14 protein-coding genes are annotated in these 23,523 nt (G+C 39.9%); 1 reads left to right on the top strand and 13 read right to left on the bottom strand.

Translation table 11 applies throughout. The annotated features are described in order from the left end of the window. The 12 genes from FNZ24_RS08890 to FNZ24_RS08835 all read right to left on the bottom strand — a co-directional run. On the bottom strand, positions 1-752 hold a 752-nt coding region (locus FNZ24_RS08890), incomplete at its 3' end, for a lamin tail domain-containing protein (protein WP_194945023.1). 63 nt (positions 753-815) lie between these two features. Beyond that, positions 816-3,953, bottom strand: a complete 3,138-nt coding sequence (locus tag FNZ24_RS08885; protein WP_153914125.1) for an ExeM/NucH family extracellular endonuclease — start codon at positions 3,951-3,953, stop codon at positions 816-818. Between the two features lie 35 nt (positions 3,954-3,988). Further along, the gene (locus FNZ24_RS08880) at positions 3,989-5,041 is read right to left on the bottom strand and encodes a porin (protein ID WP_153914124.1); all 1,053 of its coding nucleotides are present in this window, start codon (positions 5,039-5,041) and stop codon (positions 3,989-3,991) included. A 1,159-nt stretch (positions 5,042-6,200) separates the two neighbouring features. Further along, positions 6,201-7,505 (bottom strand): N-acetylglucosamine MFS transporter NagP, encoded by a 1,305-nt coding sequence (nagP, locus tag FNZ24_RS08875; RefSeq protein WP_153914123.1) that lies wholly within the window; start codon positions 7,503-7,505, stop codon positions 6,201-6,203. 310 nt (positions 7,506-7,815) lie between these two features. Then, positions 7,816-8,928, bottom strand: a complete 1,113-nt coding sequence (gene nagX, locus FNZ24_RS08870; RefSeq protein ID WP_228768425.1) for a transmembrane glucosamine N-acetyltransferase NagX — start codon at positions 8,926-8,928, stop codon at positions 7,816-7,818. A gap of 94 nt (positions 8,929-9,022) precedes the next feature. Beyond that, the gene (gene nagA / locus FNZ24_RS08865) at positions 9,023-10,213 is read right to left on the bottom strand and encodes an N-acetylglucosamine-6-phosphate deacetylase (RefSeq protein WP_153914121.1); all 1,191 of its coding nucleotides are present in this window, start codon (positions 10,211-10,213) and stop codon (positions 9,023-9,025) included. Positions 10,214-10,318: 105 nt separating this feature from the next. Next, positions 10,319-11,317: a glucosamine-6-phosphate deaminase NagB-II gene (nagB-II, locus tag FNZ24_RS08860; protein ID WP_153914120.1), complete on the bottom strand. Its 999-nt coding sequence runs from the start codon at positions 11,315-11,317 to the stop codon at positions 10,319-10,321. Positions 11,318-11,520: 203 nt separating this feature from the next. Continuing rightward, the gene (nagK, locus tag FNZ24_RS08855) at positions 11,521-12,420 is read right to left on the bottom strand and encodes an N-acetylglucosamine kinase (protein WP_153914119.1); all 900 of its coding nucleotides are present in this window, start codon (positions 12,418-12,420) and stop codon (positions 11,521-11,523) included. Between the two features lie 317 nt (positions 12,421-12,737). Then, positions 12,738-15,425 (bottom strand): family 20 glycosylhydrolase, encoded by a 2,688-nt coding sequence (locus FNZ24_RS08850; RefSeq protein WP_153914118.1) that lies wholly within the window; start codon positions 15,423-15,425, stop codon positions 12,738-12,740. 604 nt (positions 15,426-16,029) lie between these two features. Beyond that, positions 16,030-16,734 carry a SapC family protein gene (locus tag FNZ24_RS08845; RefSeq protein WP_153914117.1) on the bottom strand — a complete coding sequence of 235 codons (705 nt, stop codon included), beginning with the start codon at positions 16,732-16,734 and terminating at the stop codon, positions 16,030-16,032. Between the two features lie 248 nt (positions 16,735-16,982). Continuing rightward, positions 16,983-18,527 carry a tryptophan halogenase family protein gene (locus FNZ24_RS08840; protein WP_153914116.1) on the bottom strand — a complete coding sequence of 515 codons (1,545 nt, stop codon included), beginning with the start codon at positions 18,525-18,527 and terminating at the stop codon, positions 16,983-16,985. Between the two features lie 96 nt (positions 18,528-18,623). Further along, on the bottom strand, positions 18,624-21,221 hold the full coding sequence (locus FNZ24_RS08835; protein WP_153914115.1) for a TonB-dependent receptor: 2,598 nt from the start codon (positions 21,219-21,221) through the stop codon (positions 18,624-18,626). 444 nt (positions 21,222-21,665) lie between these two features. Between FNZ24_RS08835 and FNZ24_RS08830 the strand changes: the two genes are divergently transcribed. Beyond that, entirely contained in the window at positions 21,666-22,676 is a 1,011-nt protein-coding gene (locus FNZ24_RS08830) for a LacI family DNA-binding transcriptional regulator (protein WP_153914114.1), read from the top strand. A 368-nt stretch (positions 22,677-23,044) separates the two neighbouring features. Here the strand turns inward: FNZ24_RS08830 and FNZ24_RS08825 are convergent, their stop codons facing one another. Beyond that, positions 23,045-23,383 carry a P-II family nitrogen regulator gene (locus FNZ24_RS08825; RefSeq protein ID WP_144210077.1) on the bottom strand — a complete coding sequence of 113 codons (339 nt, stop codon included), beginning with the start codon at positions 23,381-23,383 and terminating at the stop codon, positions 23,045-23,047. Positions 23,384-23,523 lie beyond the last annotated feature (140 nt).

Raw genomic sequence — 23,523 nt, 5'->3', positions numbered from 1 at the left:
ATTCTAATGGCAGCACTGATGCTGCCATTAGAATAAAGACTTAATGTATACACAGCAGCGTCTAAATCAATATCACCACCACCAACGTTTGAAACTTCAACCGCTTTGTTACTGCCACCACCTTCAACATATTCGGTGATCAATAATACACCAGGTTCAGCGGTACAAGCGCCTTCACCAGGACAACCTAGACCGTCACTTGTGTCTTTATCAAACACGACCCATTGATTATCAGTGCCTGGGAAGTCTCCAGATGCGTTAGTGTCACCTGTTGTGATGCTGGCCTTACGTCTTAAGGTTTTATCTTTAGTAGAGAAATTAGCATCATTAGCGTCGGTCCATTCAGATCCAGGATCTTCACCAAGCTTACCAAAGCGGTCGATGACAACACCGTCTTTAGTTAGCAGTAAAGCGTCATCACCATTAAAATAAGTGACTGTTGATTCAATCCCCACTTTAAAGGCATCATCAGCACTGCCATTATGATAAACAATGCTGCTACCTGGGGCTAAAGTTCCAGTGAGTATCGATGAATTACCGGCTTCAGTAGAGCCATTTGAATACAGCGAAATTGCATATTGCGCCGCATCAAGATCAATATTACTGTCACCAAGATTAGATATTTCGATGGCTTTATTACTACCACCGCCTTCTACGTATTCAGTAATGACCAGATCAGCATGTGCAGCTGTAGACGCTGTTGCTAGCAATAGGGTAACTGCCTTGGCGACTGCGTTAATTTTATTATTCATAGTCTTATCTTATTGTTAGGTGGTGAGGTGTAGCCTGAGCTAACACCTCACCTGGGGTTGAACTTATTTTTGATTGCGGCGGCGCAGCGCTGCAAAACCAAATAAACCAAGAAGACTCAATAGCCCGGTACTGCCACCACTGCCATCGTGTTTTTCTTCAACGATTTCAGCAACAAGTGCATCACGACTAGACACTTTAATATCCAGTGAAATACTTGAACCTTCAACAGTATTACCATCACGTTCAAGTGATACTTTGGCTGTATACCTTGCCGATGGCGCACCAAAGACTTCGAAGTTCACTAATGTTGCACCGTCTTGAGTTAACACCACATTTGGCTCAACTAATTGGCTCAAATCCAATTGGGCATCATCATCTTTTGGCGTAAGCTTGATTTTGGCTACATCACCAGCCATCGCGCCAGCAGCCTCAGGGATCTGATACGGCACTTTCATCAGTTTATTAAGGTTAGTGAGATAAACAGGCGTGTTTGAATCAGCTTCACCTGGGAGGTAACTTAACGAAACCAATGCTGGATCATGATCTGACGAGCGGAAATGATCTTCTGCGTAGAACTTATTAACTAAGTTGTCGTAATCACCTTTATACTCATTGTTGTAATCGAACAGGTTCGACTCAGCAGCATTAATGTGCCAATCAGCCGCATCAACCACACGATTTTCAAGTGATGGAGAAATTAGGATATGGTCCAAAGAGCCAACCTCATCATTAAATGAATAACTCCAAGGCGTTTTACCCTTCTCAGCAAATACTTTCGATACGATATCGATGTAACCGTAGCTGTGAGTAATAGATGTTGGCGAACCATCAGTGTTGAACTGTGGCTTACTACCAATAAAGGTATGACTCGCGGTCGTAAGCGTCTTGTTACGCGGGTTTTCGGTTAACACTAACAATGGATCTTCTTGAGCATAAGCGTTTAAATCACCTAAGATGATCGTATCACCTTCTACTGATTTTAATTCTTCGCCCAATTGAACCGCGCCAGAGATACGGAACTCTGCACATGAGCCTTGGAAATCAAGATCAGGTGCATCTTCAGTCCATTTAGTCGCGTTACCAAACTCAACACCCTGCCAGTCTTCCCAACAAGTTGAGCCTTTAGATTTGAAATGGTTAACAGCTAAGGTTAATCGCTTACCAGTTTGATTCACGAAGAAAGTAGCAACTAATGCATCGCGATGATAGTTCTGACCACTTTCTAAGATTTCATCATTATTGTCTTTAATCACCTCATTATTGTCGTTGACAATAGTCGGTGCTTTTTGTTGTGGCATAGTCACAACACGGGTTCTTTCAATGCTTAACTTACTCGGACGATAAATAATACCTGTAGCAATTGCATCAGATCCCAATGAATCAAGCTCATCAAGAACTTGATTGCCATTGTGATCAAAACCTACAAACACATAACGGTTCTCAGTAGAATATGGCTTATCAAAGTTATCTGCGTACTCATCGTTATAGTAAACATTCACTTCATTAACGAGATCAGCTATCGCACTTTTAAGACCGAAACCATTATTCTCCATTTCCATCAAACCAACCACATCGGCATCAAGCGCACGTATTGCTTCGACTAATTTGGTTTTTTGCTGAATAAACTCGTCATAAGTGTCAGCACCACGGCTTTGACCAAACTGGTTCTGGTCACCACCAAACGGAGAGTTAAAGTAATTGAATAAGTTTTGGCTTGCTACACGAATAGCAAAGTGATCCTCTGCGACTGTTTCATCTAGGTCAGGGCTATCGGTTCTTGGTAGATTATGGACAAAGTTATCGCTGGTCAGCTCATTGGTTACAGTTAAGCTGTAATCACCAAAGCTGTAATTAATCACCCCTTCCATTCCGATTACACTGTCATCGATTCGAATGTAATTGTTTTCAGGTGCGATGCCAAAATTAGGATAATAAGGAATTTCTCCATTAGCAGCTAAAGATGAACTTTCAATCACTAAACGGTAATCATCATTTTGCTCAGCTGCTGCAACAGACTCTGGGCTTCCTGCGACATTAAGCTGATTTGGCTGCATATTTGGACGCATATAAGCCAAAGTCATGTTATTACGGAAGCTATCATAGTTAAAACTAAAGCTTCGCGAAACACGCATGTTTTGCTCACCTTCTTCCAGCTGATTCATATCTTCTGGTAAGTTAACTAGCATGCCTTCATAACGCTCAAGCGTCGTTGCAAAAGAGCCATTATCAGACTCAAGCACTTCAATATTAGTCGCTACAGTTGCTGTATATTCGCTATTGGTAACTTCCCAAGTATCAGCAGCTAATTGTGTTTGACCGTAACTTTCAGCAACTTCGCTTCCCAAGCACACTGTGCGGCCAACAAGCTGACCATCTGCACTACCACTTTCAACAAATATACCGTCTGATGTTAACGGGTTCCCATCAGAAACCTCATCACGTAAGTAGAACCCCTTCTTAGGTAAACTCACAACTGCAGTTACAACACCTTGTACTGCAACACTTTCACCAACTAAAGGAGAAGAGCTACCAGTACCTTGAATTTCACTGATCATCGTTAGGTCAGCACAAACAAATGGCACATAAGACTCTGCAAGATTTGGCATGCCTACTGTTGATGTATCTAGTGGGCTGATCACTTCCCATTGTGAGGCATTAAAACTAGCACTCTGTGCAGGTGCATTACCTTCTGTATTCATCCGGCGACGTAAAGTCGTATCTGGCGCCCAAACACTAGTGTTATCAGCTGCCCCGACACGGTCGATAATGTCATTACCATTTTTAATGTAGAAACCATCATTACCGCTTAAGTAAAAATCGGTATAACTGGTGTTAGGGTCGCCTTCACCAATGACATAAGCACCACCATTATCGGTGATAGTTTGCTTATACTCATCGCTTGCTGCGCTGTTAATTACAACTAAAGACTTACCAGGCTCAATAACAGAACCCGTTAAAATAGGCTGGCCACTGGCATTTAACATTTGATTTTCGTACTTACCGTTACCCCATATGAACGCAGCAGTATCATCTGTAAACGTAAATGCGTCAGTTGCGTGAGTATTGGTAATTTCAACAGAACCCAATTCGGCTCCGTAATCTTTTTGTACCATTTCGGTGATCAGTAAGTCATTGACCGCAGCGCTTGCGCCAGTACTGATAATGCTAGCTATAGCTAGCGAAAGGAAACTTTTCTTCATAGTAAACTCGATTAATTATTCAACTTAGAATGAAACTAGAAGTACATGCGAGCGTAGGCGTAAGCTGCTTCTGGAGCTTCACCAACACGGCCTTCAACTGACAATACAATGTCTTTTGCTGGACGGTAGTTAAAACCAACACTGCCCCAGCGACGATCTTTTCCGTACTCAGAAGGTAGCTCGCTATAGTCATAGTTCGGACTCTCTACATCCCAACCTTCATATTCTTCATGGTTAACTGATGCGATAATTTCCCAAGATTCATTGAGATCATATTTACTACTGAGGGTAAGGCCGTAATTGCGGAAAGTTTCGTAAGCTAAATGAACATCGCCACTTTCACGAGTTGAAAGATCTTCATCTTCAATGAAGCCATTAAAACCTAGAGCGAAATCAGGAGTGATATATACTCGCATGCCTAAACCTGCAAGTTTTTGCTCACCATATTTAGACTCACCTTCTGAACCACCACGTGTTTCAACACCCGCTACCACTGAAATAAAATCAGTCTTCCAGCCAACATAACCGTTTACGATGTCACCTTGAGGAGAACCATTCTTATGCTCGCCTTCGTAAGAGTAAGAAACACCATAAAATAGGTTTTCAAACTTAGCTTCATACTTAACAGTGTTTTCTTGATCACCTGCTTCACCAGTTTCAACTGATTTATTGAAGGTAAAGTCACCATAATGATCATATTCATCAAATGCAGTATCTGTTAAACCAAGTTCTATCCAATGGTTGTCATCGAATATATAACCGACATACATTTTGTCGATAGCGAGTTCAAACTCACCATCACCACCTAGCCAGTTTCTTCGCTGATAATCGAGTTCTAATCGATAGATATATTGCTGCCTTTGTCCCTTAACCCCTAAAGTAGCAAAGCTGTCATCTACATACCCTTTGGTATCGTAAAACTCATCATGGTTGTAATCGGCATTGGTACCAAAATGACCACCTACACCCACTTCACCATACAGGCTAATATAATCTCCATTATCCTCTTCATGTAATGTCACAGCACTGGCTGCATTAACACAAAATAGAGAGGCAAGAGCGATTGCAACAGTTGTTTTTTTAAGCATCGCATTTATTTCCATTAGTAAAGTACAGCCTTTAATTATTGGCTGAATTCTGACTTTATAATTAATTATGTGAGGTTAATTTATTGGAACATAAGAAGGCCGGACACCATTTAAAATTAAATAGCGAACTCTACAGACCTCAAAAGTTATAAAGATGTTAAGTGGCAAAATTTAAAAGCAAACAAACTTATTAAAATAATTTTTATAAAATCAAATCCAACTTCAAAACTAAATTTGAATAAAATAAATCTGACTATAAATAAATCAATTTAACGACTAAATAAGCCCCCAACAACAGAAAGGGAAACGTGAAGCCTTTACTTTTTTGTCACAAAAAGACCATATAAATCAACTTCGCAATAATATGTAAGCAAATTAACTATAGCAAGTTACAATTTAGAGTCACTCTGTTAACGATAAAGCAGATGCGTGTATTTTGTATCAGCAAAACGCAAAGTAAGTAACATCTAAACTATAACTCGCTAATTGTTTTAAATATAAAACAAGGTGTGAATTATTAATTTATATTTATTAAAAAACTGGTAGTTATAAAAAACAGGCCAAGTTAATTTTAAAAATTTATTGCAAATTCAAAAAAGTAAATAATATGTAAATTATATAAATCTAATACCCAAGCCTAAAAAACAAACCAAATACGTTCACTTTTCAACCAAAACTTTGAGTTCAGCAATTTAATATTTATTGAAAATAATTTTTTAGAAGTGATAAACAAGTCAAAAAAAGGTTGTTACATTTTGTATATTTCGCAAATTTTATAAAAAGTTGCAGATAAGGGGATGATATATCGCAGCTTTTAGCGGTAAATCAAAGCCTGATTAATAAGCAAAACTTAAAGAAGGAGGTAATGGTTTGTAACCTGCTCTTACTACTCCACTCATTGAATGACTATGAGGGTTGATGTGTTCAAGGTTAACAAGCTTGCGTCGAGTTAGATAAGCTGGCCTCCTGTAAGCAATAAGGCCGTGGAGGAATTGAGGTGGAATATGAACCACAAAATGAACCACAAAAGGATTAACGAAAAAATTTACCCTTTCTGATTTTGGATCAATACCAATGTCGATACTAAAACACCTTCAAACCAGATGGCTTGAAGGTGTTAATAAAGGGTTCATAACCTTGCGTTTTGCAAGCTTGGTGACTAATTGCCCCAGCTTGTCATTTTATAACCTTTCACGGCGTAAAATAAGATAAACAAGTAACAGGGGATCATCACTAAGTATCCGCCCTGCATGCCTAAAGAAGTTGCAGAGCTCGTCAGTCCCCAGAACACAGGGCCAAATGCTCCACCAGCAATACCCATAATGAGCAGCGCTGAACCAGTACTAGTTAGTTTACCCATACCCGATAGCGCCAAAGGCCAAACAGCTGGCCAAACAATCGCGTTAGCTAATCCTAAGAAAGCAATCAATAGTAAAGTATCAGGCAACTCTGCCCCGCCAAACGGTACTAAAATCATATTAGCGATAACAAAAGATTCACTGTCGCCAAAAACAATACCCAAGGATAAGAGTACACCTAGAATTGCACTAATAAGTAATGCGTTAGGTTGCGAGATAAAGCGTGGAATACAAATGATACCTAAGGTATAACCTATAACCATACATATCATGGTATAGGAGGTCATTACGCCATAGTTTTCAACACCCAAGGTTAATGCATAAGTCCCAATGGTATCGCCAGCTATCACTTCAACAGCAACATAAACAAATAACGCAACCACACCTAAAGCGAGATTAGGTTTAGCCAGCGCTTCTTTGATCTGACCCTTTTCAGAAGCTTCATCTTCTTCTTGCTCAAGTTCTGGCAATGGTGACTTCTTTACTGCAAAAGCTAATATACCGATAAATATTGCCATACCTAAGTAAGGCAAAATTAGGCTGTTTGCCATTTCATCGATTTGTATTTGAGTCAGTGTAGTGCCAACGCGATCTTTAAAGCTGTCTAAAATTAGCGCTGTAAACACCATAGGAGCAATAACACCAGCACCTTTATTGAGTATTCCCATTACGCTGACACGAGCGGCAGCTGACTCTTCAGGTCCTAAACGAACCACATAAGGGTTCACTGCTGTTTGCAGCAGAGTTTGCCCTGTTCCCATGACTAATTGCGCTAACAAAAACAAAGGAAATATTTGGGTTTTAGCAGCTGGTATAAATAGTAAACCTGCCACCATCATAATCCCCATACCCAGTGCCATTCCTGATTTGTACCCCACTTTACGGATAACCCAAGCAGAAGGCAGTGCTGTAAACGTTACCGCAATATAAAAAGAGAATAAAATAAGCGAGGCTTGAAAAGGGCTGAGTTGAAGAATTTGTTTCAGATACGGCATTAATGAGCCGTTTAACCAAGTCGCAAAACCGAGTACGAAAAAGAGAATGGCGACAATCGCCATTGGCAGTACACTGCTTTTTTGCTGACTGTTATTCATTGTAGTATCCATAAACCTGCTTCTTATTGTCATTAATTTCTGGCAATAATCTAAGAATATTGCCCCATATGAGTCTTATTGTTATTGAGGTTTTAGCATCACTATGATGCCGAATTGTTAATTCATTTCATAGTAAATACGCATTTCATGTTAAAACATAAACACCACAAAGACAACGCTGTCATTCCGTTAACTGGTACAACCATAACAAGTGAACAATCAGGCCTGATAAATCCTCAACAAGCCAAACACTTACAACTAAGCTCCGTTGTTCTTGGCTGCAAAAACAACCTTAAAAATCAACAAGCCCTAGTGGTTACTTTTAAATTCGAATAAAAATCTTTCGCTGGTGCAACCATAATAGCGCTAACCATTGCACCGCAACTAAACTGATGACTGCAAGTAATGATTGCCAGCTTTCTGGGGCTGCATTGACTACACCACCAAATAAACTCTGCGCAAAGTACTGCCAATTCATTAAGCTTGAAGCAAGGTAAATAATAATGGCATTAGTTCCAATCACCACAAAAACGAAGGCCCACTTCTGCCACTTGAGAACATCAACTAATGCATAAAATATGGCAAGTAGAACAATACTCCAGCCAGAAGTTACTAATACGAAACTGCTGGTCCAAAGATCTTTGTTAACCGGAATGACTATATCGACAAGCCAACCTAACCCAACACATATAACGCCAACCAAAGACAGACACAGAACCTTAAACCATTCGCCAGATAATTTACTTAGCGCTTGTTGCTCTTTAACTAAAAACTGCCCTACAAAAACGCCGATGAGCCCATTTACCACAGCTGGTATAGTCGACAATATTCCCTCTGGATCTAGTGGACGATTTTGATAAGAAATACCCGGTAGCAATAAAGTGTCGATATAAGCGTTAATACTAGCTGTTTGAGTAAACTGCCCTGCTTGCCCATTTGGGAAAGGCATGAATAACTGCAGTAATCCATATCCGATTAATATTGCCACAGCACTAAAAATTTGTACGCGTAAGCTGGTATGCCAAACAAGCATTGCGCCAATAAACCAAGCAAAACCAATCCTTGCTAACACGCTCGCATATCTAACTTGTTCAGGGTCTAACGGTGCTCCCGTTCCCCACCCATGGTTGTAAAGCACACCAAGTAAAATCAATAACCCTAAACGTTTGAATGCATGACGATATAAAGGAGTACGCTGGGCGACAGGTAATTTATCTAACCTTTTAGGCGATAAACCCAGAGCAACGCCAGATAAGAAAATGAATAAAGGGAAGATAACATCGTAAAAAGTAAAACCGTGCCATTGGCTATGATGCATTTGACCATCAAACCATTGCCAGCCACTCCAGCCTGTTAACACTAATAATGCAGCAAATATCCCTTCTCCCCCTAGTATCCAAAACATGTCAAAACCACGTAATGCATCAAGTGACATAAGCCGTTTTTTAGCAGGCTTATCACCTGGGGCTTTAGCCTTGTCGAGGGAATTAAGTGTATCAGTTCGGTTTTCTGCTTTACTCACCATCTCTTTAAACCTGCTTTGAGTAAGTTGAGCTTGTATAGATCAACTCACCCTTGATATAAGTTTGACTGACAATATTTTGTGAATTTAGCAGCACAAAATCAGCTTGTTGACCGACTTCGATTTTACCGAGGGTTTGTATATTTAAGTATTGAGCAGGGTAAAGAGATGCCATTCTTAGCGCTTCCTCATGAGGTAAACCTAACATATTGACGCTATTGTTAACTGCCCCCACCATGTCTAAAACGCAACCTGCAAGTTCGCCTGATTTTGCATTAAGCCTATCACCTTGCCTAACCACTTCAGTGCCAAACAACTCGAAACTAGCATTTTCATCCATACCTACAGGAGGCATAGCATCTGTGACTAACATCACCTTGCCTTGCGGTTTTACCTTAATTGCTATTTTTGCTGTAGCACTATGAACATGATGACCATCAACGATAAGTCCACACCAAGCTTGTTCGCTTTCAAGTGCCGCACCGACCATTCCAGGCTCCCTTGAACCAAAACCCGACATTGCATTAAATAAATGAGTGAATCCGTCTGCACCAGCATCTAGCGCTGCAACAACAGTTTCATAGTCAGCATTTGAATGACCTAAACAAACCTTAACGTCATTGGCGACTAAGGTTTTAATCACGTCAACTGAGACATTTTCTGGTGCTAACGTAACGACTTTAAGGCCTAAATCTTTTCTCGAAAAAATGCTGAGTTCTTCATCCGAAATGCTGCGAATGAATGATTGAGGGTGAACCCCCTTTTTCGGCACACTAAGGTGTGGGCCTTCAAAGTGGATCCCAAGCACACCTGCTGCATTGCTTTTAATTGCCTGTGCAACAGCATCGGCTGCCAAAGCCATGACTTCGACTTGATCGGTTATCAAAGTCGGCAAAAAACCCGTTGTACCGAATTGGGCATGCGCTCGGCCAATGGTTTTTATACACTCAAGAGTTGGATCAGCATTAAATAAAGCTCCGCCGCCACCATTAACCTGAACATCAACAAACCCCGGCACTAAAGCGCCTTGTAAATGAAGCACGTTTTCTAATGCCTCTTCATCAACAAATTGTAGATCCAGACCTTGTTCATCAATGGCATTAATCGCTGTAATAACACCATGTTCAACAGTAATTGCAGCGCGTTGCTTGAACTGCTGACCATCGAAATATTTATCTACAATTAGGGTTTGCTTCATAATGTCTCTCTTAACAACTAAACAGTACTGGGGCAAAATGCTGATGCTAAATACTGATAAAATTAAATTACGCTTAAGTGGCTACTCAAATAGCCGTTTATTAAGTTAAAGCGTTTGAGTGACTTTTTTAAGTCCTTCTGGCTGATCTGGGTCAATACCACGTGCAACCGCGACCGCTGCAACATCAATATAAAAGCGCTGTAGTAGTGCAAGTGGCGCAACTCGAGGATGAATTTCTGTCGACGTTTGGTTCAAATGTACTAAATCAGCACCACGCTGAGTCACATTGTCAATTTGCTCAACATGACTTTCAAAAGATTCATCATTAATGCACGCATCGACAATAGCGAGTTTTTTCTCAACCAGTGTAACTGGCCCATGTAAGAACTCTGCACTACTGAACGATTCAGCATGAATTGAGCAGACTTCTTTCATCTTAAGGGCAATTTCTTTAGTCACGGCATAACCAAGGCCTCGGCCTAGTACCACTAGGTTATTAACGCCCTCTAATGACTCTGGTGTTAATTGTGGCTCTGAATCAACAGCGGTTTGCAATGCAGAAGGCATGGAATCAACAGCTGCAGCGAGCGATTCACTTTGTGTCCACTCAGCGGTTAATTGAACAATCGCAGATAAAGTGGCTAAATAACTTTTAGTTGCTGCAACTGCTTTCTCTTCACCCGCTCGCAGTGGTAAAACAACATCAACAATATCCTTGATAGGAGCAGTTTCATCGTTCACAAGCGCGACACAGAAAGCACCAGCACTTTTTGCCATTCTAGCTTGGGCTAAAATATCTGGACTACGACCTGACTGTGAAATCACAATCACCAAGCCACCTTCAAGCTGAAGACTTTTACCATAAACACTGGCAACAGAAGGAGCTGCTGCAAATGTCGGAATACCCACTTCAATTTCAAATAAGTACTTAGCAAAAACACCTGCGTGATCTGATGAACCACGACCCACAATCATTACAAATTTAGGCTTAAAAGCGCGAAGCTTTTCGCCCAATTCTTTTGTTAAACCTGCATTGGCAGCAAGTTGTTCAGCAATTTTTTGAGGGGCTGAGCGAGCTTCAAGCTCCATAATTGTATCTGTCATTGGTTTAACCCTATCAATGTTGTTAGCAAGATACTTACTGGCATCTCGCTGATGTTTAGAAATTAATAAGTTCGGTAACAACCAAACTGGTTACTGGATGCTTTATGTGCTTTATATGCTTTATCTAAAGTGACTTTTAGCAAAGATGACTTTTAGCTAAATTAATGTTGACCAACCTCTTGTTAGGCTTATTCTTGTTGAGCTTATTCTTGTTGAGCAAATTCTTGTCGAGCAAACAGTATTGCTCCAATTTCAGGCGGAGACATTGCCAGTTCAACTCTCGCGGCAACATCATCGTCAAGCCATGGACTTAATGGTTCAGCTAAACCTCCGATCATTGAAAATCGCGTTGGCTGTATAGCAAATAGCTTTCGTGCCATTGCACTAATATATTCAGCCCCTTGCTTTACAATGCTCACGGCTACAGCGTCACCCAACTCAGCCTGCTCCAATACAATGCGAGCTAATTTGGCATAAGTACTCGAAGATTGCCCAGCTAGGTTTTCTACAATTCCCATAGCATCAGTCACGTTGAAATGATCCAATATCGGCTGCGTTAATCCTGTATGTTCAGCAAAACCATCTAGACTCAGTAACACATGTTCAGCAGCTTGCTGACCCAACCAAGCCCCACTGCCTTTATCTCCTAAGGCAAAACCATGACCACCAATCAATAAACTTTGACTGCCAACATGCGCATAACCACAAGAGCCTGTTCCTGTGATAATGACTGCACCGTCGTTGCCTTCATGAGCTCCGATACAGGCAGCATGCAAATCGGTAGTGAGATACATTTTTGCAAAGGGATGCTGCCACTGACTAACCAGTTCAAATAAACGCGGCACATTAACGCCAGCTAAACCTAAGCCCGCAACTAATGTTTGCACATCTTCGGCATTAAGTTTGGCATCAGTAATCGCTAACTGAGTTGAAGCAAGAATTGACTCGAATGTTTGTTCGAGACCATGTAAAGGATTAGCGCGCCCAGCAACACCTGTTCCTAGTACGCCTCTTTGAGGACAAAAAATTGTTGCGCGGCATTTACTGCCACCACCATCGATGCCAATAAAAAGCTGTGATTCATTTTGCAGGTTAACGCCCATGACATCCCTCTTATCTCTTCTATTTAAGCCGTAGTAAGCAAGTTTAAAAAACGTTCGTATTCGAATAAAACTCACGCTATTGCTGGCCTATTGAATAAGTTAACTTTATGTTACACCACAAATGACAGCGTTGTCATTTACTTTTTAACTAAGAACGATAAAACAAAATCAAATTACCTATAAGGCACTGTTTTTAAATACTTACTGAGCTAAAAATAATTGACGCCATATAAGGAATACATGACAATTTTGATACAAAAAAGGCGTTAACAATGTGTTTAACGCCTTATGATAATTTTTGCTAAGGTGGAACTTGCTTATAAACTCAAGCTTCTACCTTTTCTGTTTCCGTCAGGGGCTATAGCACGCACTTCAACTTTACCGCTTACCTCTATCGGCTTAGTAAATTGAGTCCATGAACTTGCTTCATCTCGATACTCAATCTGTAAACCTGGAAATGCAACATTAGCGTGTAACTTCCCATCAATGATTTTAGCCCCTACCGTCGGTATACGGTAAGCAATGTTAGCTTTATCCAGTTTAGCTAACTCTTTGTGACCAAGTGTATTCGCGAGTCCATTCCATTGCTGTTGCTGATGCTGACGCATTTCGGCAGTAAAGTAACCAGACTCTTGGTTATAAACTGCACCTTGGTATTGATATGGCACTTCCCACTGCGCTTTATGCCACGCTTTTTCAGCCAGCATTAATACTCTCGGATACATCATATATTCAGCGACATCATCACTACGTATCGTCTCGCTCCAGATTTGTCCCTGAATACCACTAAAGCCATTACCTTTCTTCAAAGGCTGTGAGATGACTTGACCCGCTTCATCAAGCTTGATGGTGTCATCTGCTGTAAACGCATTCCCTTCGATATCTGTCCACTGCTCAGCATTTGCTGGCAAATTATCAGGCATAAAGTTAAATATTTTTTGACTATTTTGCGCTCTACCCGCCCAGTAATAGCCATGCTCTTTAGGATCGGCTTCATAAGGGAAATCAAAATAAAGCACCTCAGGCGTTGATAACACAGCATTCCAGCCTAAATTAGCCTGAGTGTGCGCAAATTTATAACCACCATGAGATATAACATCCCAAATGTTACTTTGACTTTTAGCAGGCATATTTGAAGGGTTAGTATGGCTCATGCCATCACTCCAACCTGCCGGTTCAATGCCCTTAGCAGCTAATGAATTAGATAATCGCTCGATAAAGTAAGCCCCTAAATCATCCAACGAAGAAACGCCTTTATCATTATTCTCAATGAAGGAGAGGCATTGTGGTGATTGCTTCCAAGCGCCCGCGGTTTCATCTGCGCCTATATGGTATCGATGTAACGGATGATTAGCTTGTTGATGCAGTTTCGCTATTTCACTAATCACTTTATCGACAAAATTGAAAGTCGACTCCATACATACGTTTAACGTGTTATCACTGTAATATTGAACCGATGAATAAATGGTTTTATCTTCAGCATCTGAGAGTAAGAATTCATTTGCAGCAGCCGTATCCCCTGCTGCAATAAATTTACGATATCTCGCATCCATTGACTTTATTGCCGCGCGTGAATGCCCAGGCATGTCCATTGATGGAATCACTTCAACTTGACGTGCTGTGGCATATTGTAAAATCTCTATATAATCAGCTTTGCTGTAAAAGCCGTTAACTTTAGTATCAGCAAAAGGACCACTACCTAACTGCGGGATCAAACACCTCGTCTCGGTTAAGTCATGACAACGTTTACTGCCAATATCGGTTAATTCAGGAAGGCCATCAATTTCTAGACGCCAACCCTCATCGTCAGCCATATGCAAATGCAGTTTGTTAAGCTTATAGGCTGCCATTTGATCGATAAGATCTAATATCATTTGCTTACTGTGAAAGTTTCTCGCGACATCGACGTGCATACCGCGAAAATCATATCGAGGTGCATCAGATATACTGAGGGTATTTACAGTTAAATCATCAGTCGCTAAAAGCGCTGTTATTGAAGCTATGCCATATGAAAAGCCAGCATCATTTGCGGCTGAAATGGTAATATTTTTGTCACTGATATCAAGTTTATAGCTACCAGCAGTAGTTAATTCTTTATCCGTAATCAAATTTAAAGGCACACCGTTTTCACTCACTGTCACACCTAAACGCGATAATCTCGCTAAAGCCGCTGCAACATGTTTAGGGTTAACTTGATTGTAATTAATACTAATACCCTGGGCTAAATTCACAGGTTTGTTAGCCGAAGTAACAGAAATAGACGCGGGTGTAGGGATAATACTGTTTTCAGCAAGCTCTTCACTTAAAGAAACATGTTGATTTTCATCAAACAGTACATTGGCTTTAGCCCAAACAAGTTTGTCGTTTTCAGTGCGGCGATATTGCCTTTTAGGATCTGTAAACGCTTCAACATAGGGTCTTTGCTCCATTCCAGTTTCACTGTTGATACTCACTTTAGTACTCGCGATAACAACAGGTTCAAGCCCTTCAACCACTATGTAGTAATTCGGCATAGGATCTGTTTCAGATAATTGCCACAACTCACCTCGAAACTTCAGCGTTTTAACCTCACCAGCTGAAAAGCCTTTAAAAGCTTCCGTTGGGGTGATTTGGTGTAAGTCCCCCTGCACACGGTTAATTGAAAACTCAGGAGTTAGCACCTTTTGCACAGGGCGCATTTGACTATAAAAAATAGACCAATTGCTATTATTGCTGCCTACTGGGCTCATAAAATCTATTTCAGCAATAAAGCAGCGCTCTTCTTTCTGACCAGGTGCACAAGCTTCTTCAGGTACATTGGACACCATGCGATAGGTAACTTTTAAATCTTGGGCGAATTTATTTAAAGATGCTTGATCCCATTTGCCTTGCTTAGTTATCAAGTCGATGTCTGAAGCCGTAGGAATTTGCTGTGTGTTTGTAGACTCACTTTCAGATGATGAATGCTGGCAACCTGCTAGGCCAAGTGACAATAATAAAGCAGATGCGATGATGGTCTTTTTCATAAATTCCTCAGTTTATCCCTAAAGCAACAATTAATATTTGAAATTCTTATCTTGGACATGAACAGTCTGTGAAACTCCCTATTCAGCTTATCAATTCTTGACTTACTGTTGAGATATTTTAAAAGCTGTAGTCAGATAACTCGCTAACGACAGATAAAAAAATAGCTGGGAACAATAGGATGTACCCAGCTTATACTCGTTTCTGGGGAGAGACTAAAAGTATAAAAATTAATTGCATTTCGCCCGACCGAAATACAATTAAAACATGGACAAAAGACCTCTTCCTTATCCATGTGGACCTTAAAACAACGAATCACACAAGCGATGACAACGCTGTCATTTATAATCTACAGAAATAAACTTAAGATTTCTACATTTATTTGACGATTGGATACACTTATTTAACAATGATTGTTTTAAGCATTTAAAAACAGTCAGTTAAAACATTTACGATTCTTAAAGCAAGCTTAATATGATTAGTAATAGCGTGAATTCGGCTATCTAAAGAGTTGTTTTTCTAACAAGAATTACAGCATTAAGCCAATAAAAAAGCACTGTACCTCAATAAGAGAGTGACAGTGCCTTTGTATTACACTTTTAAAGATTATGCTTTAGACATGATCTCTGTACGTGCTAAACGGTTTACTTGGTTTAGTGAAGATAAGTGACCGTAGATAGGACCTAGTAGACCACGTTTTCTAAGTTCTAAGTAATCTTCATCAGAAAGCTCATTTAATTTAGCTTCATCAATCAAGTATAGGCCATTGATATTGCGCTTTTCACCAGCGACATCAACAGTTAATGTTTGAGTAGTCAGTAACTCTTTTTCTGCTAAGAAACCTAAGATATTACGGCTTGCTTGATCTTGCTCGAAATGAGCAATAAGCGCTTTCTTGCGGTTTTCTAAGTATTCAGTTTCTTTCTCGCCTTCGAATAATGCTTGGCCTTCAGTCTTGCTCACTTCAGCTGCTTCTTCGCGAATACCGATCCATACTTTGTCTTTAACATCTGGGTTTAGCACTAATCCAAGTGGGTAGTCACGCACAACAGCAGGAATGTATAGCCCTTGCCACTTACCGTCTTTAACACTTAGGTTTTGACCTGGCTTTAAGCCTAGCATGGCAACAGCTTGAAACTCACCGTTGTCACTGTTTTTTACGAATACAATAGGGTATTCAGTAGCTGCACGAGCAATTTCATGCAAAGTTACTGGAACAATATGTTGGTCGGCAACATGACCATAGCTTGATGGTGTAATTTTAAGATCACCGTGCTTTGCGTGTTCAAGTAACGTAATTTGGTTAGACATCTTGGCTCCTTCAGGCGCTTCTAATCAATAAAAATATAAATTGGGATTCAAGTCCCTTTTAGTTTAATTTTCCGTCTTACAATTTCGCTTGTAGATTAAAATGTAATTCCACAATTTTTAAATGATGCTGCATGAATAGCGACTTAATGAATGTCCATGTGTAAACCATTCACTATCATTTATCTGTTGCTAACGTTACCGTATTGAGAAATAAAGTACCACCAGCTACATAAGGTAATTGGGACTTATTAGATTGTTTTCAAGCCAAACTGGTTAATTTTATTTAATAAATCTCTATGTTCAGGTAATTCGGCAGCTAACCCCTGACCGATATTCTGGATCTGAGCCACTTGTTTTAAAGCAAGTTGGTTATATGAATCGCTATTTACCGCGTCTTGAGTGCGATATTTCATCCCATACAATACATACAAATAATTATCGATATTAAACACTTCAAAGCGCGAGAATAAGTCATCAGTCAGTGGACTAAAGTTTTGCCACAGCATCATCTTTTGTTTTAATGACGCTGGAATAGATTCAGGGTTTCGGTTATCAATCCAAAAATCGGCATCCACCCTATCAGAAATACAATAGTGTAACTTGGCAAACTCAACCACCCTCTCCCACGCATAAGTCATCGTATCGTTAAATCGCTCTGATAACGCCGGCATTTGCGCCATTGTTTGTGGTAAGCGTTTAGCGAGGTAACTCGCTGCAAAATCGGTCAATAGGATAGATGTGGCTTCGATGGGCTCTAAAAACCCTTGAGCAAGCCCTAATGCCACACAGTTTTTGAACCAAAATTTTTCTCGATAACCCACTTTCATCGGGATCTCCCGATGAGGTAATGAATCCAACTTACCACCAAGGTAATGATTAAACTTCTGCTCGGCTTGGGAAGCTGACATATGGTTGTCTGAATAAACAAAACCCGTTCCACGCCTCTCAGGCAGTGCAATGTCCCACACCCAACCTGCTTGATGTGCAGTGGCAATAGTATAAGGTGGAATGGCATGTTCTTCTGTAATTGGAACTTGGGCGACAATGGCCTTGTTTACAAATAATTGTTTCGATTTATCGACAAAAGGCACTTGTAGTTTTTTCGCCAATAAAATTGACTCAAAGCCACTGCAATCAATAAAAAAGTCGAATGCTAAGTTACCCAATTTATCTGTTTTTAGCTCAGTAAGATTTCCTTCATTATCTAAATCAGCATCAAGCACATTGGCCTTAAGATGAGTAACGCCAAATTTACTTGTTGCGTTACTAGCCAATAGTTTTGCAAATTTTGCCGCGTTAAGATGATAAGCGTAACTGACCTTTCCACCATACTCAGGAGTCGTGATTAACTTAGGTGCTTTTAAGGCTTCACAAATAAAATGTTGCGGCGATACCATTTCAGAATAAGCCGGAATAGCATTAGGCTGCTTAGCAAACTGATTTAACCAGTGCGGTGTTAAATCTGTACCCAGCGGACTTGGAACATCGAATAAGTGATGGTAGCTGTTGTTGTCGCCATGTTTGTGCTTGTCGAGCCAATTACAAAACTTAATTGATTGCTTAAAACTGACATCACAATCTCGAATAAAGTCCGTTTCTCGAATACCAAAGCTTTGTAATGACTGTTTAATTGCAGGTACTGTTCCTTCGCCGACACCTATAGTTGGGATATCGGGAGACTCAATTAATGTCACTTTCACATTTGGAAGTAATTGTGCAGCTTTTCCGATATGGTTTGCCGCTAGCCATCCAGCTGTTCCACCACCAATTATGACAATGTGCTGTACTTCCATATCGACCTCATATTTTATTATTATTTTTGTTATTAAAATAAAAAGCCTAGCAATTTGCTAGGCTTTTTTATCAAATTTACGAGACTAAATTAATATTTAGAAACGTAGGTTCAAGCCCACTTTGTAACGAGCTTCACCTTCGAAACTCCAAGCTGGGTAACCACCTTTAAGTTCAGGTTTAACTTCAGCATCATCAGGTGCTACACCTAATTGAACACTGTCTTCTTCAAGTAAGTTAACAACTTCAAATGATATACCTAAGTATTCCGTGATGTTGTAGTTTGCACTTAAATCAAGTGTTCCAAAATCCTGATGTTCGCGGTTACCGTAGAAACCTGGTAGTTCACGCATCATGTATTCGCTACGCCAGTTGTAAGCAACACGAGCAGAGAAGTCTTCCATCTCGTAGTAACCAACTAAGTTAACTGTATGCTTTGAAGAGTCAGAGAACACGCTAACTTCATCAGGGTAGTTTTCAGCTGCGGCATCTGAATCTGCAAAAGTATAGTTAGCTGAGTAACCAAAGCCGTTATCAAAACCATCTTGGATTTGTAACTCTATACCTTGGATTTGACCACCTGTTCCGTTTTTCTTACTCGAAACAGTCCAGCTATCTTCTCCTGAATCAGGATCCGTAATGCCAATGCTTTCATCTAATGTCTGTGAGGAAGTAACAAACGAACTAACATCTTTGATAAAGTAAGATACACCCATTAAACCATCTGGGCTAAAGTACCATTCCACACCTAAATCGGCTTGCGTGGCTTTAAATGGCTCAAGTGCAATGTTACCAGTATTAACAACTTCATTGCCTGCAGTACCATCTGCATAACCTACAAGCGCTGACGAAGAAAACATATCTGCGTAATTAGGTCGAGAAATAACTTGCGATGCTGAAGAGCGGATAATGACATCAGGAGCCACATCAAAAGCAATGTTTACACTTGGTAATACGTCGCTGTAGCTTGCATTAGCAGTACTTAAATTATCAGCATATGAACCATCATCTTGAAGAGCAAAGTAATCAGATGTTGCGTCCGTTGAGATATAACGTAAACCGAAGTTACCGCGGATACCGTCAGACTCAAAATTAGCCATTAAATATAAAGAAAGGTTTTCTTCATTAATCGTGCCGTAACCTGATTTATAAACTGGTCCTTCTTTAGAAAAACCACCAATAGCTGCTTTGGCATCACGTAACATGGCATCCATATCTGGCTTAGGTAAAGTATAACCTGCACCCGATGAAATTTGACCACTGTAATAAGCTGAAGCATCTTTTGCCACGATATCAGGATTGACGATTGCTGGCAGTGTTTCCTGAGTGACATCATGGTCTGCGTAACGAACACCAGTTTTAATTGCTGTAATAGCACCTAAATCAGTAGGAATGGTAAAGTCTACTTGAGCATAAGTTTCTTCATCTGAGTTAGGTTGTTTCTTAAGCGCCCAACCTGCTGGTGACAATTGACCACCAAAATCATCTGCAGTGAAGTTTTTATTAGCGACATCAATTTTAATGACTTCACCAGTAGCATCGTAAGTACCAGCGTAATCTGCAGCTGTACCTAACCAAAAACCATAGTTAGAAGTTAATTCAGTACCACCTTCAGACTTGGTATTACCCACACGACCCTCAACTTTAAAACTTTCATTTTCGTAATCGAAATTGAAGTCGTAAGTATTTGAATCCATGCTTGCTTGACGTGCCCATGTTTGAGCCCAACCAGGGTTTGCGCCATTGCCATCACGGCGATAAAAAGTACAAGTTCCTAAAGAGTTTTTCTGTTCACAAGCTTGTTCTTTATCATCTGGGAACATAACAAATAACGAGGTATTAGCGTTATTTGCTTGCATATCCAGACTCATGAAATCTAGACCAAAATTTAAGTTATCTGTCGGGCTATATTGAAGTGCACCGTTAATCGCAGTTCGTTCACGGTCTTGTTCAAATGTAGTAGGAACAATATCACCCCAACCGACTAATGATTCAATTCCGTTACGTTGGTACGTTGTTTCTGAACCAGCCGCTGAGATTAGAAAACCGAAGTTTTCGTTTTCATTTTTCCAACTATATAAGCCTGATAATTCAGGATCAGTTTCTTCAGAAACAGTCCCGTAATCACCTTTTGCGCTAAAGAATACTGAGTTGGCGTCTAAATCTAGAGGTTTACGTGTCTTAACGATGACTGTGCCACCAATACCACCTTCAGGTAAATCAGCCTGAGATGATTTATAAACTTCAATTCCACCAACCATTTCAGACGGCAATAAACTGTAGTTAAAGCTTCTGTCGATTGACTGTTGGTCAAACCAACCCGTTGAAGCAACTGAATGGCCGTTTAATAATGTACGAGTCAGGCTGCTTGAAGCACCACGTATCGAAACACCTTGTCCTTGACCAAACTGACGACTCACAGCGACACCTGGAATACGGCCTAATGACTCACCCACGTCACCATCAGGAAATTTACCAATATCTTCTGCAGTTACCGCATCAACAACTGAGTTTGAAAAACGTTTTTCGTTAACTGAAGCCTTCATCGAGGCACGCATGCCTTTTACTTCAATTTTCTCAATGTTTTCTTCCGCTGTTTCAGCATCAGCAGCTACTGCACCTACTGAAACCATACTGCCAAGTAAAATAGCAATGTTAGTTGCTAAAACATTTTTCTTAAAATTAATAGGTCGCATCTTCATTTCCCTTCCATAACTTTATTATCGTTTTTGGATACATAACCATTCCAACCGGAATGACAACGCTGTCATGTCTAGAGCAAACATTACACAATTATTAACAGGCTTGCCACAACAAAATAACTTTAAAGTGTTTTTTCTGTTCAAAAAACAATATACAAAAGAGGAAGAAAACAAGTAAAAAGCTTATTAATTATACATTTAACTGAAATATTATTTTGTAGCATTTTTGCTACATTTATTTTTTAACAAGGACTCATCCAACCAGAAAGACAATCGACCATTGCCTATTTCTGTAAAAATAAGCACTATTAGTCACAGTTCAACTTACTTTATTTCATCTAACAGATGCTTTGATAACAATTTATTGGGGGATAAATGTCATCAAACAGAGATGAAAATCTGTTAAGTTAGTCGCCTGAATCAAAGAGCAAAATAATAATGAAAGTAACCATCAATGATGTTGCCAAACATGCTGGCGTATCGATTAAAACTGTTTCTCGAGTCACTAACAAAGAGACCTCGGTTCGACAGGCTACAATTGACAAAGTTAACGCTGCAATTAGCGAACTGAATTATCAACCTAACCTAGCGGCAAGAAATTTGGCGAGTACCAAGTCATATGTCATCGGGTTCATATATGACAACCCTAATGCTTACTATGTCATTGATATGCAAAATGGTATTTTGTCAGCATGTCAGGATAAAGGCTACGAACTACTCATCCACCCTTGTGATGCCAAGTCAGAAGATATTTGTGAAGAACTCACCAAAATGGTTAAACATTCACGTCTATCGGGTCTAGTACTTACCCCTCCGATGTCTGAAGATCCCAAAATTCTTGCTGCGCTAGATGACATTGACGCAAATTACGTAAGAATTATTGCAGGTGAAAGTACTGACTCAGAAAACGGACTAACAGTACTTGTAAATGATAAACACGGTTCACTTGAGATAACTCAACATCTTATTGATATGGGGCATTCTGATATTGGTTTCTTGAGTGGAGATCAACACCATGAGTCAACTAAGGAGCGCCTTACTGGTTTTAAAGATGCATTATCTCTAAACCATTTATCTGTTGTTAATGACTGGGTATTAGATGGGCAATACTCATTTGAATCTGGCGTTGAAGGTGCCAACAAGTTAATTAACTTATCTAAACGACCTACAGCACTTGTAGCGTGTAATGATGAGATTGCAGCAGGAGCCTTATTTGCTGCAAGATTAGCAGGACTAGATATACCAAAAGATCTTTCAATTGTTGGCTTTGAGGATAGTCCATTCTCACGCCAAACTTGGCCAAAACTGACAACAGTGCATCAACCGAATGTCAAAATTGCTAGAGATGCTACGGAATTGCTGATCGCTAACAGTAAGGAAACAGTTGAGAAAAAGTCATTGATATTTACCCCAGAGCCAGTTATCAGGGATTCTTCAACAACTCGATAATTTTATGTTCTAGGGCCTGTTGATCTTTGCTGGTTAAGTTTTGTTCGAAATAAAAGCGTTTTAATCAAGGCGAATGAATTGATGCCTAGCTATCTAAGCACCTTTTATTCACAAAGATGCATTCAACAAAGAGTAAAACGCTTTTAGTCGAACCCTTCGGGCAGCGTTTATTGGTCATTTTTACTGCGTTATCGACTTTTTATGTAGAATAACTACACCACAAAGTCTCTGCCTTGTACAAATGACCAACAATTCGCTGCAAAAACAACCTCGAAAGATCAACAGGCCCTAATTATAAAGACGAAAAAGCCTCTTAACAATTATCTGTAAGAGGCTTTTTATTTATTGATGACAGCAAACAGTAAGAATTAAACCGCTTCTTCGTTTTCTTCACCAGTACGAATTCGAATCACACGTTCAACATCAGTGACAAAAATCTTACCATCACCAATTTTGCCAGTTCGAGCAGTATCTACGATAACTTCAATCGCTTGATCTAATTGCTCATCTTGAATAACAAGTTCAATTTTAACTTTAGGAAGAAAGTCGACCATATATTCCGCACCGCGATAAAGTTCAGTATGTCCTTTTTGACGGCCAAAACCTTTAACTTCTGACACAGTCATGCCAGTGATACCTATTTCCGCAAGTGACTCTCGCACATCATCAAGTTTAAATGGTTTAATAATGGCTTCTACTTTTTTCATCAACTCACTCCTAATCACTTGGGAAAATATAGATTTAAATTTTCATTCTCGAATTTAGATCTATTTATTAATAGTTTGGATACTTGAACTATCTTACTTTAAGCCTGAATAATTTGCTCATTATTTTATAAAGTAGGTAT

This window comes from Shewanella sp. TC10 (genome assembly GCF_009663145.1).
Taxonomy (GTDB): domain Bacteria; phylum Pseudomonadota; class Gammaproteobacteria; order Enterobacterales; family Shewanellaceae; genus Shewanella.
This window is presented reverse-complemented; position numbering and strand designations above follow the sequence as displayed.

Bases quoted from the DNA above. Each gene is read 5' to 3' on its own strand.
- nagX (WP_228768425.1), bottom strand. From the start codon at position 8,928: ATGTCACTTGATGCATTACGTGGTTTTGACATGTTTTGGATACTAGGG.
- FNZ24_RS08840 (WP_153914116.1), bottom strand. From the start codon at position 18,527: ATGGAAGTACAGCACATTGTCATAATTGGTGGTGGAACAGCTGGATGG.
- FNZ24_RS08825 (WP_144210077.1), bottom strand. From the start codon at position 23,383: ATGAAAAAAGTAGAAGCCATTATTAAACCATTTAAACTTGATGATGTG.
- FNZ24_RS08845 (WP_153914117.1), bottom strand. From the start codon at position 16,734: ATGTCTAACCAAATTACGTTACTTGAACACGCAAAGCACGGTGATCTT.
- FNZ24_RS08885 (WP_153914125.1), bottom strand. From the start codon at position 3,953: ATGAAGAAAAGTTTCCTTTCGCTAGCTATAGCTAGCATTATCAGTACT.
- nagB-II (WP_153914120.1), bottom strand. From the start codon at position 11,317: ATGACAGATACAATTATGGAGCTTGAAGCTCGCTCAGCCCCTCAAAAA.
- nagK (WP_153914119.1), bottom strand. From the start codon at position 12,420: ATGGGCGTTAACCTGCAAAATGAATCACAGCTTTTTATTGGCATCGAT.
- FNZ24_RS08880 (WP_153914124.1), bottom strand. From the start codon at position 5,041: ATGCTTAAAAAAACAACTGTTGCAATCGCTCTTGCCTCTCTATTTTGT.
- FNZ24_RS08830 (WP_153914114.1), top strand. From the start codon at position 21,666: ATGAAAGTAACCATCAATGATGTTGCCAAACATGCTGGCGTATCGATT.
- FNZ24_RS08835 (WP_153914115.1), bottom strand. From the start codon at position 21,221: ATGCGACCTATTAATTTTAAGAAAAATGTTTTAGCAACTAACATTGCT.
- nagP (WP_153914123.1), bottom strand. From the start codon at position 7,505: ATGGATACTACAATGAATAACAGTCAGCAAAAAAGCAGTGTACTGCCA.
- nagA (WP_153914121.1), bottom strand. From the start codon at position 10,213: ATGAAGCAAACCCTAATTGTAGATAAATATTTCGATGGTCAGCAGTTC.
- FNZ24_RS08850 (WP_153914118.1), bottom strand. From the start codon at position 15,425: ATGAAAAAGACCATCATCGCATCTGCTTTATTATTGTCACTTGGCCTA.